The organism is Klebsiella sp. 141203 (genome assembly GCF_032601985.1).
GTDB classification, from domain to species: Bacteria; Pseudomonadota; Gammaproteobacteria; order Enterobacterales; family Enterobacteriaceae; genus Klebsiella; species Klebsiella aerogenes.
The window spans coordinates 1377896-1395248 of the sequence record NZ_JAQIRL010000001.1 but is presented as its reverse complement, the minus strand read 5'-3'; the positions used below and the strand labels follow the sequence as shown (position 1 = coordinate 1395248).

Annotated in this window: 15 protein-coding genes; 11 read left to right on the top strand and 4 right to left on the bottom strand. The window is 54.7% G+C overall.

Annotation, left to right across the window (positions count from 1 at the left end; genetic code table 11):
* Positions 1-13 precede the first annotated feature (13 nt).
* Positions 14-571 carry an NUDIX hydrolase YfcD gene (yfcD, locus tag PGR29_RS06635; RefSeq protein ID WP_087860105.1) on the top strand — a complete coding sequence of 186 codons (558 nt, stop codon included), beginning with the start codon at positions 14-16 and terminating at the stop codon, positions 569-571.
* A gap of 67 nt (positions 572-638) precedes the next feature.
* On the opposite strand, the gene pta is transcribed toward yfcD, so the two are convergent.
* Together pta and ackA are read right to left on the bottom strand one after the other, a co-directional pair.
* Entirely contained in the window at positions 639-2786 is a 2148-nt protein-coding gene (gene pta / locus PGR29_RS06630; protein WP_015706164.1) for a phosphate acetyltransferase, read from the bottom strand.
* A gap of 118 nt (positions 2787-2904) precedes the next feature.
* Positions 2905-4107, bottom strand: coding sequence for an acetate kinase (gene ackA, locus PGR29_RS06625; RefSeq protein WP_015365576.1), 1203 nt, complete (start codon positions 4105-4107; stop codon positions 2905-2907).
* 338 nt (positions 4108-4445) lie between these two features.
* Here ackA and yfbV point away from each other — a divergent pair, with 338 nt between their 5' ends.
* From yfbV to PGR29_RS06605, 4 genes are all read left to right on the top strand, one after another.
* Complete coding sequence (yfbV, locus tag PGR29_RS06620) at positions 4446-4901, top strand: terminus macrodomain insulation protein YfbV (RefSeq protein WP_316424284.1); 456 nt, start codon at positions 4446-4448, stop codon at positions 4899-4901.
* An 85-nt stretch (positions 4902-4986) separates the two neighbouring features.
* Entirely contained in the window at positions 4987-5481 is a 495-nt protein-coding gene (locus PGR29_RS06615) for a YfbU family protein (protein WP_045391472.1), read from the top strand.
* An 11-nt stretch (positions 5482-5492) separates the two neighbouring features.
* Positions 5493-6152, top strand: a complete 660-nt coding sequence (locus PGR29_RS06610) for a sugar phosphatase (RefSeq protein ID WP_087860199.1) — start codon at positions 5493-5495, stop codon at positions 6150-6152.
* A 76-nt stretch (positions 6153-6228) separates the two neighbouring features.
* The gene (locus PGR29_RS06605; protein WP_087860106.1) at positions 6229-8061 is read left to right on the top strand and encodes an SLC13 family permease; all 1833 of its coding nucleotides are present in this window, start codon (positions 6229-6231) and stop codon (positions 8059-8061) included.
* A 37-nt stretch (positions 8062-8098) separates the two neighbouring features.
* Here the strand turns inward: PGR29_RS06605 and yfbR are convergent, their stop codons facing one another.
* Together yfbR and alaA are read right to left on the bottom strand one after the other, a co-directional pair.
* Entirely contained in the window at positions 8099-8698 is a 600-nt protein-coding gene (gene yfbR / locus PGR29_RS06600) for a 5'-deoxynucleotidase (protein WP_032712094.1), read from the bottom strand.
* 81 nt (positions 8699-8779) lie between these two features.
* Positions 8780-9997: an alanine transaminase AlaA gene (gene alaA, locus PGR29_RS06595; protein ID WP_015365583.1), complete on the bottom strand. Its 1218-nt coding sequence runs from the start codon at positions 9995-9997 to the stop codon at positions 8780-8782.
* A gap of 885 nt (positions 9998-10882) precedes the next feature.
* Here alaA and PGR29_RS06590 point away from each other — a divergent pair.
* From PGR29_RS06590 to nuoF, 6 genes are all read left to right on the top strand, one after another.
* Positions 10883-11809 carry a LysR family transcriptional regulator gene (locus PGR29_RS06590; RefSeq protein ID WP_213794342.1) on the top strand — a complete coding sequence of 309 codons (927 nt, stop codon included), beginning with the start codon at positions 10883-10885 and terminating at the stop codon, positions 11807-11809.
* A 652-nt stretch (positions 11810-12461) separates the two neighbouring features.
* A complete protein-coding gene (gene nuoA, locus PGR29_RS06585) occupies positions 12462-12908 on the top strand; it encodes an NADH-quinone oxidoreductase subunit NuoA (protein ID WP_002913181.1) in 447 nt (148 codons plus the stop codon).
* A 15-nt stretch (positions 12909-12923) separates the two neighbouring features.
* Positions 12924-13598 carry an NADH-quinone oxidoreductase subunit NuoB gene (nuoB, locus tag PGR29_RS06580; RefSeq protein ID WP_002913178.1) on the top strand — a complete coding sequence of 225 codons (675 nt, stop codon included), beginning with the start codon at positions 12924-12926 and terminating at the stop codon, positions 13596-13598.
* Positions 13599-13686: 88 nt separating this feature from the next.
* Entirely contained in the window at positions 13687-15495 is a 1809-nt protein-coding gene (gene nuoC / locus PGR29_RS06575; RefSeq protein ID WP_015365585.1) for an NADH-quinone oxidoreductase subunit C/D, read from the top strand.
* A gap of 2 nt (positions 15496-15497) precedes the next feature.
* A complete protein-coding gene (nuoE, locus tag PGR29_RS06570) occupies positions 15498-15998 on the top strand; it encodes an NADH-quinone oxidoreductase subunit NuoE (RefSeq protein ID WP_015365586.1) in 501 nt (166 codons plus the stop codon).
* On the top strand, positions 15995-17332 hold the full coding sequence (gene nuoF / locus PGR29_RS06565; RefSeq protein WP_015365587.1) for an NADH-quinone oxidoreductase subunit NuoF: 1338 nt from the start codon (positions 15995-15997) through the stop codon (positions 17330-17332). Before nuoE ends, nuoF begins: the two co-directional genes overlap by 4 nt.
* Positions 17333-17353 lie beyond the last annotated feature (21 nt).

The window sequence follows — 17353 nt, the reverse complement described above, 5'->3', positions numbered from 1 at the left end:
GTAAGGTTTCCTGATGGCGGAACAGAAGCATTTGGCAAGCACAGAATGGGTCGATATTGTTAATGAAAACAATGAGGTGATAGCACAGTCCAGCCGCGAGCAAATGCGCGCGCAGTGTCTGCGTCACCGCGCGACCTATATTGTGGTTCATGATGGGATGGGCAAAATTCTGGTGCAGCGCCGTACCGAGAGCAAAGATTTCATGCCGGGTATGCTGGATGCGACCGCCGGCGGCGTGGTGCAGGCGGATGAACAGCTGCTGGACTCGGCGCGCCGCGAAGCGGAAGAAGAGCTGGGGATTGCGGGCGTGCCTTTTGCCGATCATGGCCAATTCTATTACGAAGATAAACACTGCCGTGTCTGGGGCAGCCTGTTTAGCTGTGTTTCTCATGGCCCGTTCGCCCTACAGGAAGAAGAGGTTAGCGAAGTATGCTGGCTGACGCCGGAAGAGATCACCGCGCGCTGCGATGAGTTCACCGCCGATTCGCTGAAAGCGCTGGCGCTGTGGATGACCCGTAATGCGGGCAATACCGGCCACGAACGCGACGAGCCGGAAGAAGACGAAGCGTAATTTCCTTTACGGGTTAGCGTCAAAAAAAAGGCAGCCATTTGGCTGCCTTTCTTGTCTCAGCGGAAGATTAGTTCTGCTGCTGAGAAGACTGAATCGCCGTCAGTGCGATGGTGTAGACGATATCGTCTACCAGCGCGCCGCGGGACAGGTCGTTTACCGGCTTACGCATACCCTGCAGCATCGGCCCGATGGAAATCAGGTCAGCGGAACGCTGTACGGCTTTGTAAGTGGTGTTACCGGTGTTCAGATCCGGGAAGATGAACACGGTCGCGCGGCCAGCTACCGGAGAGTTCGGCGCTTTGGACTTCGCTACGTCAGCCATCACTGCGGCATCATACTGCAGCGGACCGTCGATCATCAGGTCAGGACGTTTTTCCTGCGCCAGACGAGTTGCTTCGCGTACTTTTTCTACATCGCTACCTGCGCCGGAGGTGCCGGTGGAGTAGGAGAGCATCGCCACGCGCGGTTCGATACCGAAGGCAATCGCGGAATCAGCGGACTGAATCGCGATTTCCGCCAGCTGTTCTGCAGTCGGATCCGGGTTGATCGCGCAGTCGCCGTAAACGTAAACCTGTTCCGGCAGCAGCATGAAGAATACGGAAGAGACCAGCGAGCTGCCCGGCGCCGTTTTGATAAGCTGCAGCGGCGGACGGATGGTATTGGCGGTGGTGTGAACCGCGCCGGATACCAGGCCGTCAACTTCGTCTTGTTCCAGCATCAGGGTGCCGAGAACGACGTTATCTTCCAGCTGCTCGCGCGCAACCGCTTCGGTCATGCCTTTGTTCTTACGCAGTTCGACCAGACGCGCCACGTAGCTTTCGCGAACCACTTCCGGATCGACGATTTCAATACCAGCGCCCAGCTCTACGCCCTGAGAGGCCGCAACGCGGTTGATCTCATCCGGGTTACCCAGCAGCACGCAGGTAGCAATACCGCGCTCGGCGCAGATGGCCGCCGCTTTAACGGTACGCGGTTCGTCGCCTTCCGGCAGAACGACGCGTTTGCCCGCTTTACGCGCCAGCTCGGTCAGCTGGTAGCGGAAGGCCGGCGGAGACAGACGACGGCTGCGCTCGGAGGTCGCGGTCAGCGATTCGATCCAGTCGGCGTTGATATAGTTGGCAACGTATTCCTGAACTTTCTCGATGCGCTCGTGATCGTCAACCGGTACTTCCAGGTTGAAGCTCTGCAGGCTCAGAGAGGTCTGCCAGGTGTTGGTGTTAACCATGAATACCGGCAGGCCGGTGGCGAAAGCGCGTTCGCACAGTTTGCTGATGCGCGCGTCCATTTCATAGCCGCCGGTCAGCAGGATGGCGCCGATTTCTACGCCATTCATCGCCGCCAGGCAGGCCGCGACCAGTACGTCTGGACGGTCTGCGGAAGTCACCAGCAGAGAACCCGGACGGAAGTGCTCCAACATGTGCGGAATGCTGCGCGCGCAGAAGGTTACGGACTTCACGCGGCGAGTATTGATGTCGCCTTCGTTGATCACGGTCGCATTCAGGTGATGCGCCATGTCGATAGCGCGCGTGGCGATCAGATCGAAGCTCCATGGCACCGCGCCCAGCACCGGCAGCGGGCTGCCGTTCTGCAGCTGCGCCGGGTCGATCTTCACGACTTTCGCTTTAGACGAGTCGTCGAAGATTTCGGACAGGTCAGGGCGGGTACGGCCTTGTTCATCAACCGGAGCATTCAGTTTGTTAACGATAACGCCAGTGATGCTGGTGTTTTTCGCGCCGCCGAAGCTGTTGCGAGTCAGTTCAATACGCTCGTTCAGCTGTTCTGGGGTATCGGTGCCCTGAGACATCACGAAGACGATTTCCGCGTTAAGCGTTTTTGCGATTTCGTAGTTCAGAGACTGAGCGAACTGGTGTTTACGGGTCGGGACCAGGCCTTCAACCAGCACCACTTCAGCATCCTGAGTGTTGGCATGGTAGTTGGCGATGATCTCTTCCATCAGCACGTCTTTCTGGTTGCTGGACAGCAGCGACTCAACGTGGCTCATGTTCATCGGCTCAGCGGCAGTCGTCGTTGAAGAGCTGGCGCGAACGATGGTGGTAGTCTGGTCTGGAGTATCGCCACCGGAACGCGGCTGGGCGATAGGTTTAAAGACGCTCAGGCGAACGCCTTTGCGTTCCATAGCGCGGATAACACCGAGGCTGACGCTGGTCAGGCCTACGCTGGTTCCGGTAGGGATCAGCATGATAGTACGGGACACGATATATCCTCTTTCGTTACCGCCAGTTTTAGGCGGGATACAAAACAGCACCGCCAGCTTACCGTCATGCTTCAAGTGGCAACTCGAAGACGTCAGGGTTATCGCTGGCGGTGTGGAATTAAGCGGTCAGACGGTGTGCGTCTTGAGCGATCACCAGCTCTTCGTTGGTCGGGATAACCACGGCAGGGCGGGTGCCTTCTTTGTTGATGAAGCCAGACTTGCCGAAACGGGCAGCCAGGTTACGTTCGTGATCAACTTCGAAGCCCAGAACGCCGAGTTTACCCAGGGACAGTTCACGAACCATCGCGGCGTTTTCACCGATACCACCGGTGAAGACAACGGCGTCCAGACGACCGTCCATCAGCGCAGTGTAAGAACCGATGTACTTCGCCAGGCGGTGACAGTAAACGTCCATTGCGCGCTTAGCGTCAGCTTTATCCGCGTAGTTGTCTTCAACGTAGCGGCAGTCGCTGGTGACTTCGGTCAGACCCAGCAGGCCGGACTCTTTGGTCAGCATTTTGTTGATAGCATCTACGCTCATTCCCAGCGCGTCGTGCAGGTGGAAAATGATTGCCGGGTCGATATCGCCAGAGCGAGTACCCATCACCAGACCTTCCAGCGGGGTCAGACCCATGGAGGTATCAACGCATTTACCGTTACGGATAGCGGAAACGGAACCGCCGTTGCCGAGGTGGCAGGTGATGATGTTCAGTTCTTCAACCGGCTTGTTCAGAACCTTAGCGGCTTCCTGAGTCACATAGTAGTGGCTGGTGCCGTGCGCGCCGTAACGACGTACGCCGTGCTCTTTGTACAGGCTGTACGGCAGGGCGTACAGGTAGGACTCTTCCGGCATGGTCTGATGGAACGCGGTGTCGAACACGGCAACGTTCTTGTCTTTCAGATGCGGGAAGGATTTCAGCGCTTCAGCGATACCGATCAGATGCGCCGGGTTGTGCAGCGGTGCGAAGGAAGCGGAGTCTTTGATGCCCTGAATAACGGAATCGTCGATGACAACGGAACTGGTGTATTTTTCACCGCCGTGAACGATACGATGGCCAATTGCGGTCAGCTGTGCTGACAGTTCTGGTTTTTGTGCCAGAATAGTGTTAACGATAAAGTTCAGCGCTTCACTGTGAGCGGCGCCAGCGCCTAACTCAGCTTCGTGTTTGCCGCCGTCCATTTTCCATTTGATACGGGCTTCAGGAAGATGGAAACATTCGGCTAAACCGGAGAGATATTCGTCACCGTTAACGGCATCCAGGATAGCAAATTTCAGGGAAGAGCTACCGCAGTTCAGAACCAGTACTAACTTACTCGACATGGAAGTACCTTTTATGATACGTGGCTAAAAAAACATCAGTGTGTCACAAAGCGTAGCGCAGGATGACATCGACATTTATGATTAACATCATGCCTTGTTCTGTTTTCTGGCACGATGAGGGAAGTACATATGATTTTATGTCATTTTGCATAATTTTCCGCCAGCAGCAGAATATGCGATAATTTGACTAACCTGGTAAAAGGGTCTAACCGCCCTCTCAGGTGGGCACAGGATACCTGATTGCCGCACCCATTGCCAAAATCTTTTGAACGTTGTCATGCACAGTTGGTGTTTTGCACGAAAATTTTAAGTTTTATATGTAAAGTTGAGGTATAGCCATGTCGACCCCTGAGAATCGCCCCGTTAGCTTTTTTAGCTTGTTTCGTCGCGGGCAGCACTATGCGAAGACCTGGCCCCTCGATAAACGGCTGGCGCCGGTGTTTATCGAAAACCGCATTATTCGCGCCACTCACTACGCGATTCGCATCATGCCGCCGGTTGCGGTCTTCACCTTATGCTGGCAGATAGCGCTCGGCGGGCAGCTCGGCCCGGCCGTCGCCACCGCGCTATTTGCCTTAAGCCTGCCGATGCAGGGGCTGTGGTGGTTGGGCAAGCGTTCCGTGACGCCATTACCGCCATCAATATTGAACTGGTTTTATGAAGTGCGCGGCAAATTACAAGAGGCCGGGCAGGCGTTAGCGCCGGTTGACGGCAAGCCGGATTACCAGGCGCTGGCTGACACGCTTAAGCGCGCCTTCAAACAACTGGATAAAACTTTCCTTGATGATTTGTAATTCCATACGGAAAACGCATATAAAAGAAGGCGCATGATTTATGCGCCTTCTTTATTTCACGCCGTAAGTGCTACAGGAGTCAAAAATGGAAATGACCAATGCGCAGCGTCTGATTTTGTCCAATCAGTACAAGATGATGACTATGCTCGACCCGGACAACGCCGAACGTTACCGCCGTCTACAGACCATCATCGAGCGTGGATATGGGCTGCAAATGCGCGAGCTGGACCGCGAATTTGGCCAACTGACGGAAGAAACCTGCCGGACTATTATCGATATCATGGAGATGTACCACGCGCTGCACGTCTCGTGGACCAACCTGAAGGATGCCTCCGCTATTGATGAACGCCGGGTCACCTTCCTTGGTTTTGATGTCGCCACAGAAGCCCGCTATCTCGGCTACGTGCGCTTTATGGTCAATGTAGAAGGGCGCTATAGCCACTTCGACGCAGGAACTCACGGCTTTAACTCGCAGACGCCGATGTGGGAAAAATACCAGCGTATGCTGGCCGCCTGGCACTCCTGCCCGCGCCAGTATCACTTGAGTAGCAACGAAATTAACCAAATTATTAATGCCTGATGGAGGTGCCCGTGCAGTGTAAAGGTTTCCTGTTCGATCTCGACGGGACGCTGGTGGATTCTTTGCCGGTAGTCGAGCGTTCATGGTGTAAATGGGGCGATCGTTTCGGCATTCCACACGATGAGATTCTCGGTTTCATTCACGGTAAACAGGCCATCACTTCGATTCGTCATTTTATGCCGGGGCGCAGCGAAGAGGATATTCAGGCCGAGTTCCGCTTTCTTGAGCAGATTGAAGCCACTGATATCGAAGGCATTGTCGCACTGCCGGGCGCGTTAAGCTTGCTGAATACGCTTAATGAAGCGGGGATCCCATGGGCTATCGTGACTTCGGGTTCCATTCCGGTCGCTCACGCCCGCCACCGCGCGGCAGGTCTGCCGATGCCGAAAGTGTTTGTCACCGCCGAGCAGGTGAAGAAGGGGAAACCGGCGCCGGATGCCTATCTGCTCGGCGCTGAACTGCTGGGGATACCGGCGCAACAGTGCGCGGTGGTTGAAGATGCGCCGGCGGGGCTGCTTTCCGGGCTGGCTGCCGGATGCCGCACCATCGCCGTCAACGTTCCGGCGGATGCGCCGCGTCTTGATGAAGCCGATCTGGTGCTGACAACCCTCGAGAGCTTGCGCATTGAGCGGCAGGCGGACGGCAATGTTCAGGTGAATCTTAAAGCATAATCTCATGATTTAGCCCCGCGTCGCCGGGGCTTTTTTATGCCACAATTCCGGCTCCCTCTTCAGACAAGGATAAGTTGTGAACGGTGAATTGATTTGGGTGTTATCGCTACTGGCCATCGCGGTTGTCTTGTTTGCAACCGGCAAGGTGCGCATGGATGCCATCGCGCTGATGATCATTGTTGCGTTTGTGCTTAGCGGTACGTTAACCCTCAGCGAGGCCTTCTCCGGCTTTAGCGATCCGAACGTTATTCTCATTGCTGCGCTATTTATCATTGGCGATGGCCTGGTGCGCACCGGCGTGGCGACTAAAATGGGCTCCTGGCTGGTCAAGGTTGCCGGCAATAGCGAAACCAAAATGCTGGTCTATCTGATGCTCACCGTTGCCGGGCTGGGCGCGTTTATGAGCTCAACCGGCGTCGTGGCGATATTTATTCCGGTGGTGCTCAGCGTCTCGTTGCGCATGAATACCTCGCCATCGCGGCTGATGATGCCGCTAAGCTTCGCCGGGCTGATTAGCGGCATGATGACCCTGGTGGCGACGCCGCCGAACCTGGTGGTCAACAGTGAACTGCTGCGCGAGGGGTTGCATGGATTCAGTTTCTTCAGCGTGACTCCGATTGGTCTGGTGGTGCTGGTGTTAGGTATCGTCTATATGCTGGTGATGCGTTTTATGCTGAAGGGCGAAGATGACAGCGCCGCTCGCGATGGCCGCAAGAAAAGCACCTTTCGCGATTTAATCAAAGAGTACCACCTCACCGGTAGGGCGCGCCGGCTGGCGATTCGTCCGGGCTCGCCGATGATCGGTCAGCGGCTTGATGATTTAAAGCTGCGTGAACGCTACTGCGCCAACGTTATCGGCGTTGAGCGCTGGCGGCGTTTTCGCCGGGTGATTGTCAACGTTAACGGGGTATCGGAGTTTCGCGCCCGCGACGTGTTGCTTATCGATATGTCGGCTTCCGATGTCGATCTGCGGCAGTTTTGCGGCGAACAGATGCTTGAGCCGATGGTGCTGCGTGGCGAATACTTTTCCGACCAGGCGCTGGACGTCGGCATGGCGGAAGTCTCATTAATCCCTGATTCAGAGCTTATTGGTAAAACGGTGCGCGAGATGGCCTTCCGTACCCGTTTCGGTCTGAATATCGTCGGCCTGAAGCGCGATGGCACAGCGCTCGACGGCGCGGTCGTCGATGAACCGCTGCAATTAGGCGACATTATGCTGGTGGTCGGCAACTGGCGGCAGATAGCCATGCTGGCAAAACGCGGCCGTGATTTTGTGGTGCTGAATATGCCGGTTGAGGTCAACGATGCGTCGCCCGCTCACAGCCAGGCGCCGCACGCCATATTCTGCCTGGTGTTGATGGTAGCGCTGATGCTTACCGATGAAATTCCCAACCCCATTGCCGCAATCATCGCCTGCCTGTTGATGGGCAAGTTTCGCTGCATCAATGCGGAGAGCGCCTACAAGGCGATTCACTGGCCGAGTATCATTTTGATCGTGGGGATGATGCCGTTTGCCCTGGCATTGCAGAAAACCGGCGGCGTGGATTTGGTGGTGCAGGGGTTAATGGACGTCGCCGGGAGCAAAGGCCCCTACTTGATGCTGGGTTGTCTGTTTGTGATGTGTGCGGCGATTGGTCTGTTTATCTCTAACACCGCGACGGCGGTGCTGATGGCGCCGATTGCTCTGGCGGCGGCGAAATCGATGGGGGTATCGCCGTATCCCTTCGCCATGGTGGTGGCGATGGCGGCTTCGGCGGCCTTCATGACCCCGGTCTCTTCACCGGTTAACACGCTGGTGCTCGGACCCGGTAAATATTCGTTCAGTGATTTTGTCAAAATCGGTGTGCCCTTCACCGTACTGGTGATGGTGGTCTGCGTGCTGCTGATCCCGGTACTCTTTCCGTTTTAATTCATTCAGGCCGGGCAGGGGATGCCCGGCCCGTATATTAAAGCGGTGAATCCTGGCTGATTTCATCAAGCGACAGCTGGAAGCTCGGGACAAACACCTGCATAAAGTAATCCATCTCCGGGCTGCGGCGCGACTCCAGCGTTTTTTCCAGCCGACCTTTAGCCAGCAGGAATTCGTTATTGCCGGCGGAAAGCTCTTCAAGACATTTCAGATAGGCGCACAGGGCGTCGGCCTGCTTCACAATCGACTGCTCTTCTTCACTGTAATGGTGCTCATCAATCAGGGGCTCAAAGATATCGCGCAGCTCATCGGGAACCATATCGACCAGTTTTTGCTGAGCGATTTTCTCAATCGCCTTATATTCCTGGGCAATCTGCGAATTGAAGTATTTCACCGGCGTGGGCAGATCGCCGGTGAGTACCTCGGAGGCATCGTGATACATCGCCAGCAGGGCAATACGTTCGGCGTTGACCTGGCCGCCAAACTTGCGGTTCTTAATCGCCGCCAGCGCGTGGGCGACCATCGCCACCTGCAAACTGTGCTCGGAGACGTTCTCGGTACGCACGTTGCGCATCAATGGCCAGCGGTTAATTAGTTTCAGGCGGGAGAGGTGGGCAAAGAAATGACTCTGACTCATAGGAACCCTTAAGCGGTGACAACATCAGGTTCCATTGTGCGCAGGGATCGCCGCCGGATGCAAATACCGGCGGCGGCGCGATTAAAGCTGATGATAGCCGGAGAGGAAACGGCCAAAGCGGGAAATCGCCATTTCCAGGTCATCTTCACGCGGCAGGGTGACGATACGCACGTGATCCGGCCACGGCCAGTTAAAGGCGGTACCCTGAACCAGCAGCACTTTCTCCTGTAGCAGGAAATCGAGCACCATTTTCTGGTCATCGTGGATATTAAAGCGTTTAGCATCGATTTTCGGGAACATATACAGCGCGCCTTTCGGCTTGACGCAGGAGACGCCCGGGATCTCGTTGATTAACTCCCAGGCGCGGTTGCGCTGCTCATACAAACGCCCGCCCGGAATGATAAATTCGCTAATGCTCTGGTAGCCGCCCAGCGCGGTTTGGATAGCGTGTTGCGCCGGGACATTCGCGCACAGACGCATTGAGGCCAGCATTTCCAGCCCTTCGATATAGCCTTTGGCGTGCTTTTTCGGCCCGTTCAGCACCATCCAGCCCTGGCGGAAACCGGCGACGCGATAGGTCTTCGACAGTCCGTTGAAGGTGACGGTCAGCATATCCGGCGCCAGCGCGGCGATAGAGTGGTGTTCGGCGTCGTCATACAGGATCTTGTCGTAGATTTCGTCGGCGAAAATAATCAGGTTGTGCTGACGGGCGATCTCGACTATCTCCTGCAGCAGCTCTTTGGAATAAACGGCGCCCGTTGGGTTATTCGGATTAATGATGACGATCCCGCGGGTGCGTGGCGTAATTTTGGCGCGGATATCGTCGAGGTCCGGGAACCAGTCTGAAGATTCGTCGCACAGATAGTGCACCGCTTTGCCGCTGGAAAGCGAGACAGCCGCGGTCCACAGCGGGTAGTCCGGGGCCGGAACGAGCATTTCGTCGCCGCTGTTGAGCAGCGCCTGCATGGCCTGGACGATTAGCTCTGAAACGCCGTTACCGATATAGATATCTTCCACGGTAACATCGCGCATTCCGCGCGCCTGGTAGTGCTGCATAATTGCTTTACGGGCGGAATAGAGACCTTTTGAGTCGCTGTAGCCCTGGGCGGTCGGCAGATTGCGGATAACGTCGACGAGGATTTCGTCAGGCGCATCAAAGCCGAACGGCGCCGGGTTGCCGATATTCAGCTTGAGTACCTTGTTGCCTTCTTCTTCAAGGCGTTTTGCTTCTTTTAGAACCGGACCGCGGATGTCGTAACAGACATTCTCTAACTTGCTGGATTTTTCGATAGGGGACATGAACCTTTGACCTTTTAGCTGTTATCGCCACTCCCTGCCGTGGAAGTCAGCACGGAACAATGTACTCCGCATCCCCGCTGTTTTGAAGGGTTAACAGGAGAAGATTTTGCGAATAGTATTTTTTTAGAGTAATGAATTTATCTGTGTAATGGCGTTATTCTTTATATAATGTGCCTGATATGGGTTTTTGAATGGTTTTATGTTGCGCATATTGCGCAATTGTATGGATGTTTATCTGGTTTGTTGCTGAAGGAAAAAGCGGCTTGCCTGAATTTTAACCGCTAAAAGACACTATGCTAATAAGAAAGAGGGCGACGACAACTGTAGCAACTATGTTAATTTTTTTTAATAAAACATGCCAATTAATGAATCAGGTATATTTGATTGCATGGATTATTTCGGCTTTTGTTAATTTAATTATAGTGCTGCAAAAATGTTTAAAATTACCTTAGATAATACTGATTAGCGCTTATAAATATTGTGGTTTTCGGTTAGGATATGACGGTTAATATCGACGTATAAACCTCTGTTTAACGGCGTGATTTTATTAATATATTGTTATTGCAGACTTTTTTGTTTGTGTTCCAGCAAGCGTTGTTATCTGTGTCGGGCTTCCGGTCGTAACGACATTTGTTATTGCAGACTTTGTTTGAGATTCATCACATAACGTAAGTCTCAGTAATTAAAAATGCGTAGAGCTACGAACAAAATATTACTCAAATTTTTCGCACATTTGTCGCGAACGAGTGCTTTCACATGCAATGACGTTCTTCCAGTTGTCACCCGCGGCAATTGTCCGCTCGGCACGAGGCTCATGGAATAGCCGGAAACCTGGATACAGCATCAACAAGGCAGGCCAGCATTAGCGCCTGTAAGTGAAGAAATATGATAAATGCAAATCGTCCGATACTAAATCTCGATCTCGATCTGCTGCGGACCTTCGTCGCCGTCGCCGATCTGAGTACCTTTGCGGCGGCCGCTGCCGCGGTATGTCGTACCCAGTCCGCCGTCAGCCAGCAGATGCAGCGACTGGAGCAACTGGTTGGCAAAGAGCTTTTCGCTCGTCATGGGCGTAATAAATTACTGACTGAGCAGGGGATCCAACTGCTCAGCTACGCGCGCAAAATACTGCGTTTTAATGATGAAGCCTGCATGTCGCTGATGTTTGGCAGTTTGCAGGGGACGTTGACTATCGGCGCCTCCGATGAAACGGCGGATACCATCCTGCCTTATCTGCTCAATCGAATCGGCAGCTTCTATCCCAAACTGACGCTGGAAATTAAGGTCCTGAATTACGCCGATATCGTTGCGAAGTTGGGCAGCGGCGAGATTGACCTGGCGTTAACCACTCATCAAACCGGCGAATTTGATGTCCTGACGCTGCGTACCTCGCCGACGCTGTGGTATTGCGCCGCGGATTACGTACTGGCGCACGGTGAATCTGTTCCGCTGGTGCTGCTCGAAGAGTCCGGGCCGTTTCGCGAAGATATCATCTCGGCGCTGAATGCCGCGCAGGTCCCCTGGCATCTGGCGCATGCCGCCAGTTCTCTGGCCGGGGTGAAGGCGGCGGTGAAAGCGGGGCTTGGCGTCACCGCGCGTCCGGTAGAAATGATGAGTCCGGAACTGCGCGTGCCGGGTAAAAGCGATGGTTTGCCAGGCTTACCGGATACCCACTATGTGCTGAGCTGCAATCCACAGCGGGAAAACGAGCTGGCGCAGGCGATTTTTCAGTCCCTGAGCCAGGACCATAATCCGTGGAACACGGAAACGCTGTATACCCCGGAAGGGGGAGACGGATCTCTGGTTTCATAAAGCGAAATTATCATATATCGATCACAATAATCCGGTAACAAAATGTAAGTGTAAAAAAGAGCCGCCGATCGACAAAATGAGGTCAGTGGCTCTTTTTTTTTATATTTTACAAGGATTTTAAGCAGTTTAATAATTTATTGATATATGAATCAATGAGTTGGATTGAAAGCGACCATTGTTTCCCTATTTTTAGCTGCAGTTTCAATACTTCCTGCTAATGTTAAAAAACCGGACGGATTGTTGCCGTTTTCCAGATGTAATTAACAAAAGCGTGTCACAGATCAAGAAAATACCCCTACTTGGGGGGAGGAATCGCGGCCAAATCCTGTCAAAATAGATTGGCGAAACTGATTTACGTCTAAAACGGACACGATTCAACAACACTAAATCCGAATGATATGCAAGGTTATTACGCAACAAAGGGCATTTAATGTTAATGAAAAGATTCCAATGTAAATTAATGTAGTTAAAACTTTTGTTAAAGTTGACAAAAGGTTAAAGAAAGGGGTAAAAAGCCACGGCATTTGGGCTTCCTCATCAACCAGGGACGCTTTTTTGCAAGGTCATTTTTTTATTCCTCCCGTGAAACGCTGTGGCGTTCATCTGCCATCAAGAGCAGAGGGTTTTGGCGCTACACTTTTTTGGTTAAGCAATGCGTATGTCAACATCCACTGAAGTCATCGCTCATCATTGGGCATTCGCTATATTTCTCATCATCGCTATCGGTCTGTGCTGCCTGATGCTCGTCGGCGGCTGGTACCTTGGCGGTCGCGCGCGCGCGCGTAGCAAAAACACGCCGTTTGAATCGGGGATCGACTCCGTTGGTTCGGCCCGCTTACGTCTTTCTGCGAAGTTTTATCTGGTCGCCATGTTCTTCGTTATCTTCGACGTGGAAGCCCTGTATCTCTACGCATGGTCAACATCCATTCGCGAAAGCGGCTGGGTTGGCTTTGTGGAAGCCGCAATTTTCATTTTAGTGCTACTGGCTGGTCTGGTTTACCTCGTTCGCATCGGCGCACTGGACTGGACGCCTGCGCGTTCCCGTCGCACGCTGGTTAACCCGGAAACAGACAGTCCCACTAACCGTCATATGCAGTAAAAGCGAGGCAATAAGATGGATTATACGCTCACCCGCATAGATCCTAACGGTGAGAACGACCGTTACCCCCTGCAAAAACAGGAGATCGTAACTGACCCCCTGGAGCAAGAAGTCAATAAAAGCGTGTATATGGGGAAACTCGAACACGCGCTGCATGACATGGTGAACTGGGGCCGTAAGAACTCGATTTGGCCGTACAACTTCGGCCTGTCTTGCTGCTATGTAGAAATGGTGACGTCATTCACTGCGGTGCATGACGTTGCGCGTTTTGGCGCGGAAGTACTGCGTGCCTCTCCGCGTCAGGCCGACCTGATGGTGGTCGCCGGTACCTGCTTCACCAAAATGGCCCCGGTTATTCAGCGCCTGTACGATCAGATGCTGGAGCCGAAGTGGGTTATCTCTATGGGCGCATGCGCTAACTCCGGCGGGATGTACGATATCTACTCCGTCGTCCAGGGCGTGGACAAGTTTATTCCGGTTGATGTTTACATCCCGGGCTGTCCGCCGCGTCCGGAAGCTTATATGCAGGCGCTGATGCTGCTGCAGGAATCCATTGGTAAAGAGCGCCGTCCTCTCTCTTGGGTGGTTGGCGATCAGGGCGTCTATCGCGCCAACATGCAATCCGAGCGCGAGCGTAAACGCGGCGAACGAATTGCGGTGACCAATCTGCGGACTCCGGACGAGATTTAACTTGCGCCTGCGGGCGGGAACCAGACTTCGCAAATCAATCTACAAAAGCAGCGAAGCCTCGCCCGGCAGTCACCACGGACCTTTTGCAATGGTGAACAATATGACTGATTTAACCGCGCATGACGCCGCACCAGCCTGGCAAACCCGCGATCACCTTGATGACCCGGTGATCGGCGAACTGCGCAACCGTTTTGGGCCGGATGCCTTTACCGTTCAGCCTACCCGTACCGGCGTTCCGGTGGTATGGGTGAAGCGCGAACAGCTGCTCGAGGTGGGTGATTTCCTGAAGAGATTGCCTAAACCTTACGTGATGCTGTTTGACCTGCACGGCATGGACGAACGTTTACGTACACACCGCGATGGCTTGCCAGCCGCGGATTTTTCCGTTTTCTACCACCTGATCTCAGTAGACCGCAACCGCGATATCATGCTCAAGGTGGCGTTGTCTGAAAACGATCTGCATCTACCGACCTTCACCAAACTGTTCCCTAACGCCAACTGGTATGAGCGTGAAACCTGGGAAATGTTTGGCGTGACCTTCGACGGTCACCCGAATCTGCGCCGCATCATGATGCCGCCGACCTGGGAAGGCCACCCGCTGCGTAAAGACTATCCGGCGCGCGCCACCGAATTCGATCCGTTTGAGCTGACCAAGGCCAAGCAGGATCTGGAAATGGAAGCGTTAACCTTCAAGCCGGAAGAGTGGGGTATGAAGCGCGGTACCGAAAACGAGGACTTTATGTTCCTTAACCTCGGCCCGAACCACCCGTCCGCTCACGGCGCATTCCGTATTATTCTGCAGTTGGATGGCGAAGAGATTGTCGACTGCGTGCCGGACATCGGCTACCACCACCGCGGCGCGGAGAAGATGGGTGAACGCCAGTCCTGGCACAGCTACATCCCGTACACCGACCGTATCGAATACCTCGGCGGCTGCGTCAACGAGATGCCGTACGTGCTGGCGGTGGAAAAACTGGCCGGGATCACCGTGCCGGATCGCGTGAACGTGATCCGCGTGATGCTGTCCGAACTGTTCCGCATTAACAGCCACCTGCTGTATATCTCGACCTTTATTCAGGACGTCGGCGCGATGACCCCGGTCTTCTTCGCCTTTACCGACCGTCAGAAAATCTACGATCTGGTCGAAGCGATCACCGGTTTCCGTATGCACCCGGCATGGTTCCGCATCGGCGGCGTCGCCCACGACCTGCCGCGCGGCTGGGATCGCCTGCTGCGTGAATTCCTTGAGTGGATGCCTAAGCGCCTGGATTCCTATGAGAAAGCCGCGCTGCGCAACACTATTCTGATTGGCCGCTCCAAAGGCGTTGCCGCCTACACCGCGAAAGAAGCGCTGGAGTGGGGTACCACCGGCGCAGGCCTGCGCGCGACCGGTATCGGCTTCGACGTGCGTAAATGGCGTCCTTATTCTGGCTACGAAAACTTCGACTTTGAAATCCCGACCGGCGGCGGCGTTTCCGACTGCTACACCCGCGTGATGCTAAAAGTGGAAGAGCTGCGCCAGAGCCTGCGCATTCTCCAGCAGTGCCTCGATAATATGCCGGAAGGCCCGTTCAAAGCGGATCACCCGCTGACTACGCCGCCGCCGAAAGAGCGCACGCTGCAGCACATTGAGACCCTGATTACGCACTTCCTGCAGGTTTCCTGGGGCCCGGTGATGCCGGCCAACGAATCCTTCCAGATGGTTGAAGCGACGAAGGGGATTAACAGTTACTACCTGACCAGCGACGGCAGCACCATGAGCTACCGTACCCGTATTCGTACCCCGAGCTATGCGCACCTGCAGCAGATCCCGGCGGCGATCCGCGGCAGCCTGGTATCCGACCTTATCGTCTATCTGGGTAGTATCGATTTTGTTATGTCAGACGTGGACCGCTAATTATGCACGAGAATCAACAACCACAAACCGAGGCTTTTGAGCTGAGTGCGGCAGAGCGTGAGGCTATTGAGCACGAAAAGCACCACTACGAAGACCCGCGTGCGGCGTCCATCGAAGCGCTGAAAATTGTTCAAAAACAGCGCGGCTGGGTGCCGGATGGCGCGATCTACGCGATCGCCGATGTGCTGGGGATCCCGGCAAGCGACGTCGAAGGCGTGGCGACATTCTACAGCCAGATCTTCCGCCAGCCGGTTGGCCGTCACGTGATCCGCTACTGCGACAGCGTGGTGTGCCATATCACCGGCTTCCAGGGGATCCAGTCCGCTATCGAGAAAAAGCTGGACATCAAACCGGGTCAAACCACCTTTGATGGCCGCTTCACGCTGCTGCCAACCTGTTGCCTTGGCAACTGCGACAAGGGGCCGACCATGATGATTGATGACGACACGCACAGTTATCTGACGCCGGAAGCGATTCCTGACCTCCTGGAGCGGTATAAATGAAAACCATTATTCGTACTGCCGAAACGCATCCATTAACCTGGCGTCTGCGCGATGACAAGCAGCCGGTGTGGCTGGACGAGTATCGCAGTAAAAACGGTTATGAAGGGGCGCGCAAGGCCTTAAGCGGTATGGCGCCGGATGAAATCGTCAATGCGGTAAAAGACGCCGGCCTGAAAGGGCGCGGCGGCGCGGGCTTTTCCACCGGTCTGAAGTGGAGCCTGATGCCGAAAGACGAGTCCATGAACATCCGTTACCTGCTGTGTAACGCCGATGAAATGGAACCGGGTACCTATAAAGACCGTCTGCTGATGGAACAGCTGCCGCACCTGCTGGTGGAAGGCATGCTGATCTCCGCCTTTGCGCTGAAGGCCTATCGCGGTTACATCTTCCTGCGCGGCGAATATATCGAAGCGGCGCAGCATCTGCGTCGTGCGATCGCCGAAGCCACTGAAGCAGGCCTGTTGGGGAAAAATATCCTCGGTACCGGTTTTGACTTCGAGCTGTTCGTGCATACCGGGGCAGGGCGCTATATTTGCGGTGAAGAGACGGCGCTTATCAACTCCCTGGAAGGCCGCCGCGCGAACCCGCGCTCCAAGCCGCCGTTCCCGGCGAGCTCGGGCGTATGGGGCAAACCGACCTGCGTCAACAACGTTGAAACCCTGTGCAACGTGCCTGCCATTCTCGCCAACGGCGTGGAGTGGTATCAGAATATTTCAACCAGCAAAGATGCCGGCACCAAGCTGATGGGCTTCTCCGGGCGCGTGAAGAATCCGGGCGTCTGGGAACTGCCTTTCGGCACCACCGCGCGCGAGATCCTCGAAGATTACGCCGGCGGCATGCGCGATGGCCTGAAGTTTAAAGCCTGGCAGCCGGGCGGCGCCGGTACCGACTTCCTGACCGAAGCGCACCTCGATTTGCCGATGGAGTTTGAAAGCATTGGTAAAGCCGGTAGTCGTCTGGGCACCGCGCTGGCGATGGCCGTCGACCACGAGATCGGCATGGTTCCGCTGGTGCGCAACCTCGAAGAATTTTTTGCCCGCGAATCCTGCGGCTGGTGTACGCCTTGTCGCGACGGCCTGCCGTGGAGCGTGAAGATCCTGCGCGCCCTGGAGCGCGGCGAAGGCCAGCCTGGCGATATCGAAACTCTTGAGCAACTGTGTCGATTCCTCGGGCCGGGTAAAACCTTCTGCGCGCACGCGCCGGGCGCGGTTGAACCGCTGCAGAGCGCTATCAAATATTTCCGCGAAGAATTCGAGGCTGGCATTAAGCAGCAGTTCAGCAATACCCATGCAATTAACGGTATTCAGCCGAACCTGCTTAAGACGCGCTGGTAATCTAAAGGTTTTTTATTTTTG

What these genes read in the sequence shown, in the direction of transcription:
- yfbR (WP_032712094.1), bottom strand. Translation starts at nt 8,698, where the DNA reads ATGAGTCAGAGTCATTTCTTTGCCCACCTCTCCCGCCTGAAACTAATT.
- yfbV (WP_316424284.1), top strand. Translation starts at nt 4,446, where the DNA reads ATGTCGACCCCTGAGAATCGCCCCGTTAGCTTTTTTAGCTTGTTTCGT.
- yfcD (WP_087860105.1), top strand. Translation starts at nt 14, where the DNA reads ATGGCGGAACAGAAGCATTTGGCAAGCACAGAATGGGTCGATATTGTT.
- nuoB (WP_002913178.1), top strand. Translation starts at nt 12,924, where the DNA reads ATGGATTATACGCTCACCCGCATAGATCCTAACGGTGAGAACGACCGT.
- nuoC (WP_015365585.1), top strand. Translation starts at nt 13,687, where the DNA reads ATGGTGAACAATATGACTGATTTAACCGCGCATGACGCCGCACCAGCC.
- nuoE (WP_015365586.1), top strand. Translation starts at nt 15,498, where the DNA reads ATGCACGAGAATCAACAACCACAAACCGAGGCTTTTGAGCTGAGTGCG.
- ackA (WP_015365576.1), bottom strand. Translation starts at nt 4,107, where the DNA reads ATGTCGAGTAAGTTAGTACTGGTTCTGAACTGCGGTAGCTCTTCCCTG.
- alaA (WP_015365583.1), bottom strand. Translation starts at nt 9,997, where the DNA reads ATGTCCCCTATCGAAAAATCCAGCAAGTTAGAGAATGTCTGTTACGAC.
- nuoF (WP_015365587.1), top strand. Translation starts at nt 15,995, where the DNA reads ATGAAAACCATTATTCGTACTGCCGAAACGCATCCATTAACCTGGCGT.
- PGR29_RS06615 (WP_045391472.1), top strand. Translation starts at nt 4,987, where the DNA reads ATGGAAATGACCAATGCGCAGCGTCTGATTTTGTCCAATCAGTACAAG.
- nuoA (WP_002913181.1), top strand. Translation starts at nt 12,462, where the DNA reads ATGCGTATGTCAACATCCACTGAAGTCATCGCTCATCATTGGGCATTC.
- PGR29_RS06590 (WP_213794342.1), top strand. Translation starts at nt 10,883, where the DNA reads ATGATAAATGCAAATCGTCCGATACTAAATCTCGATCTCGATCTGCTG.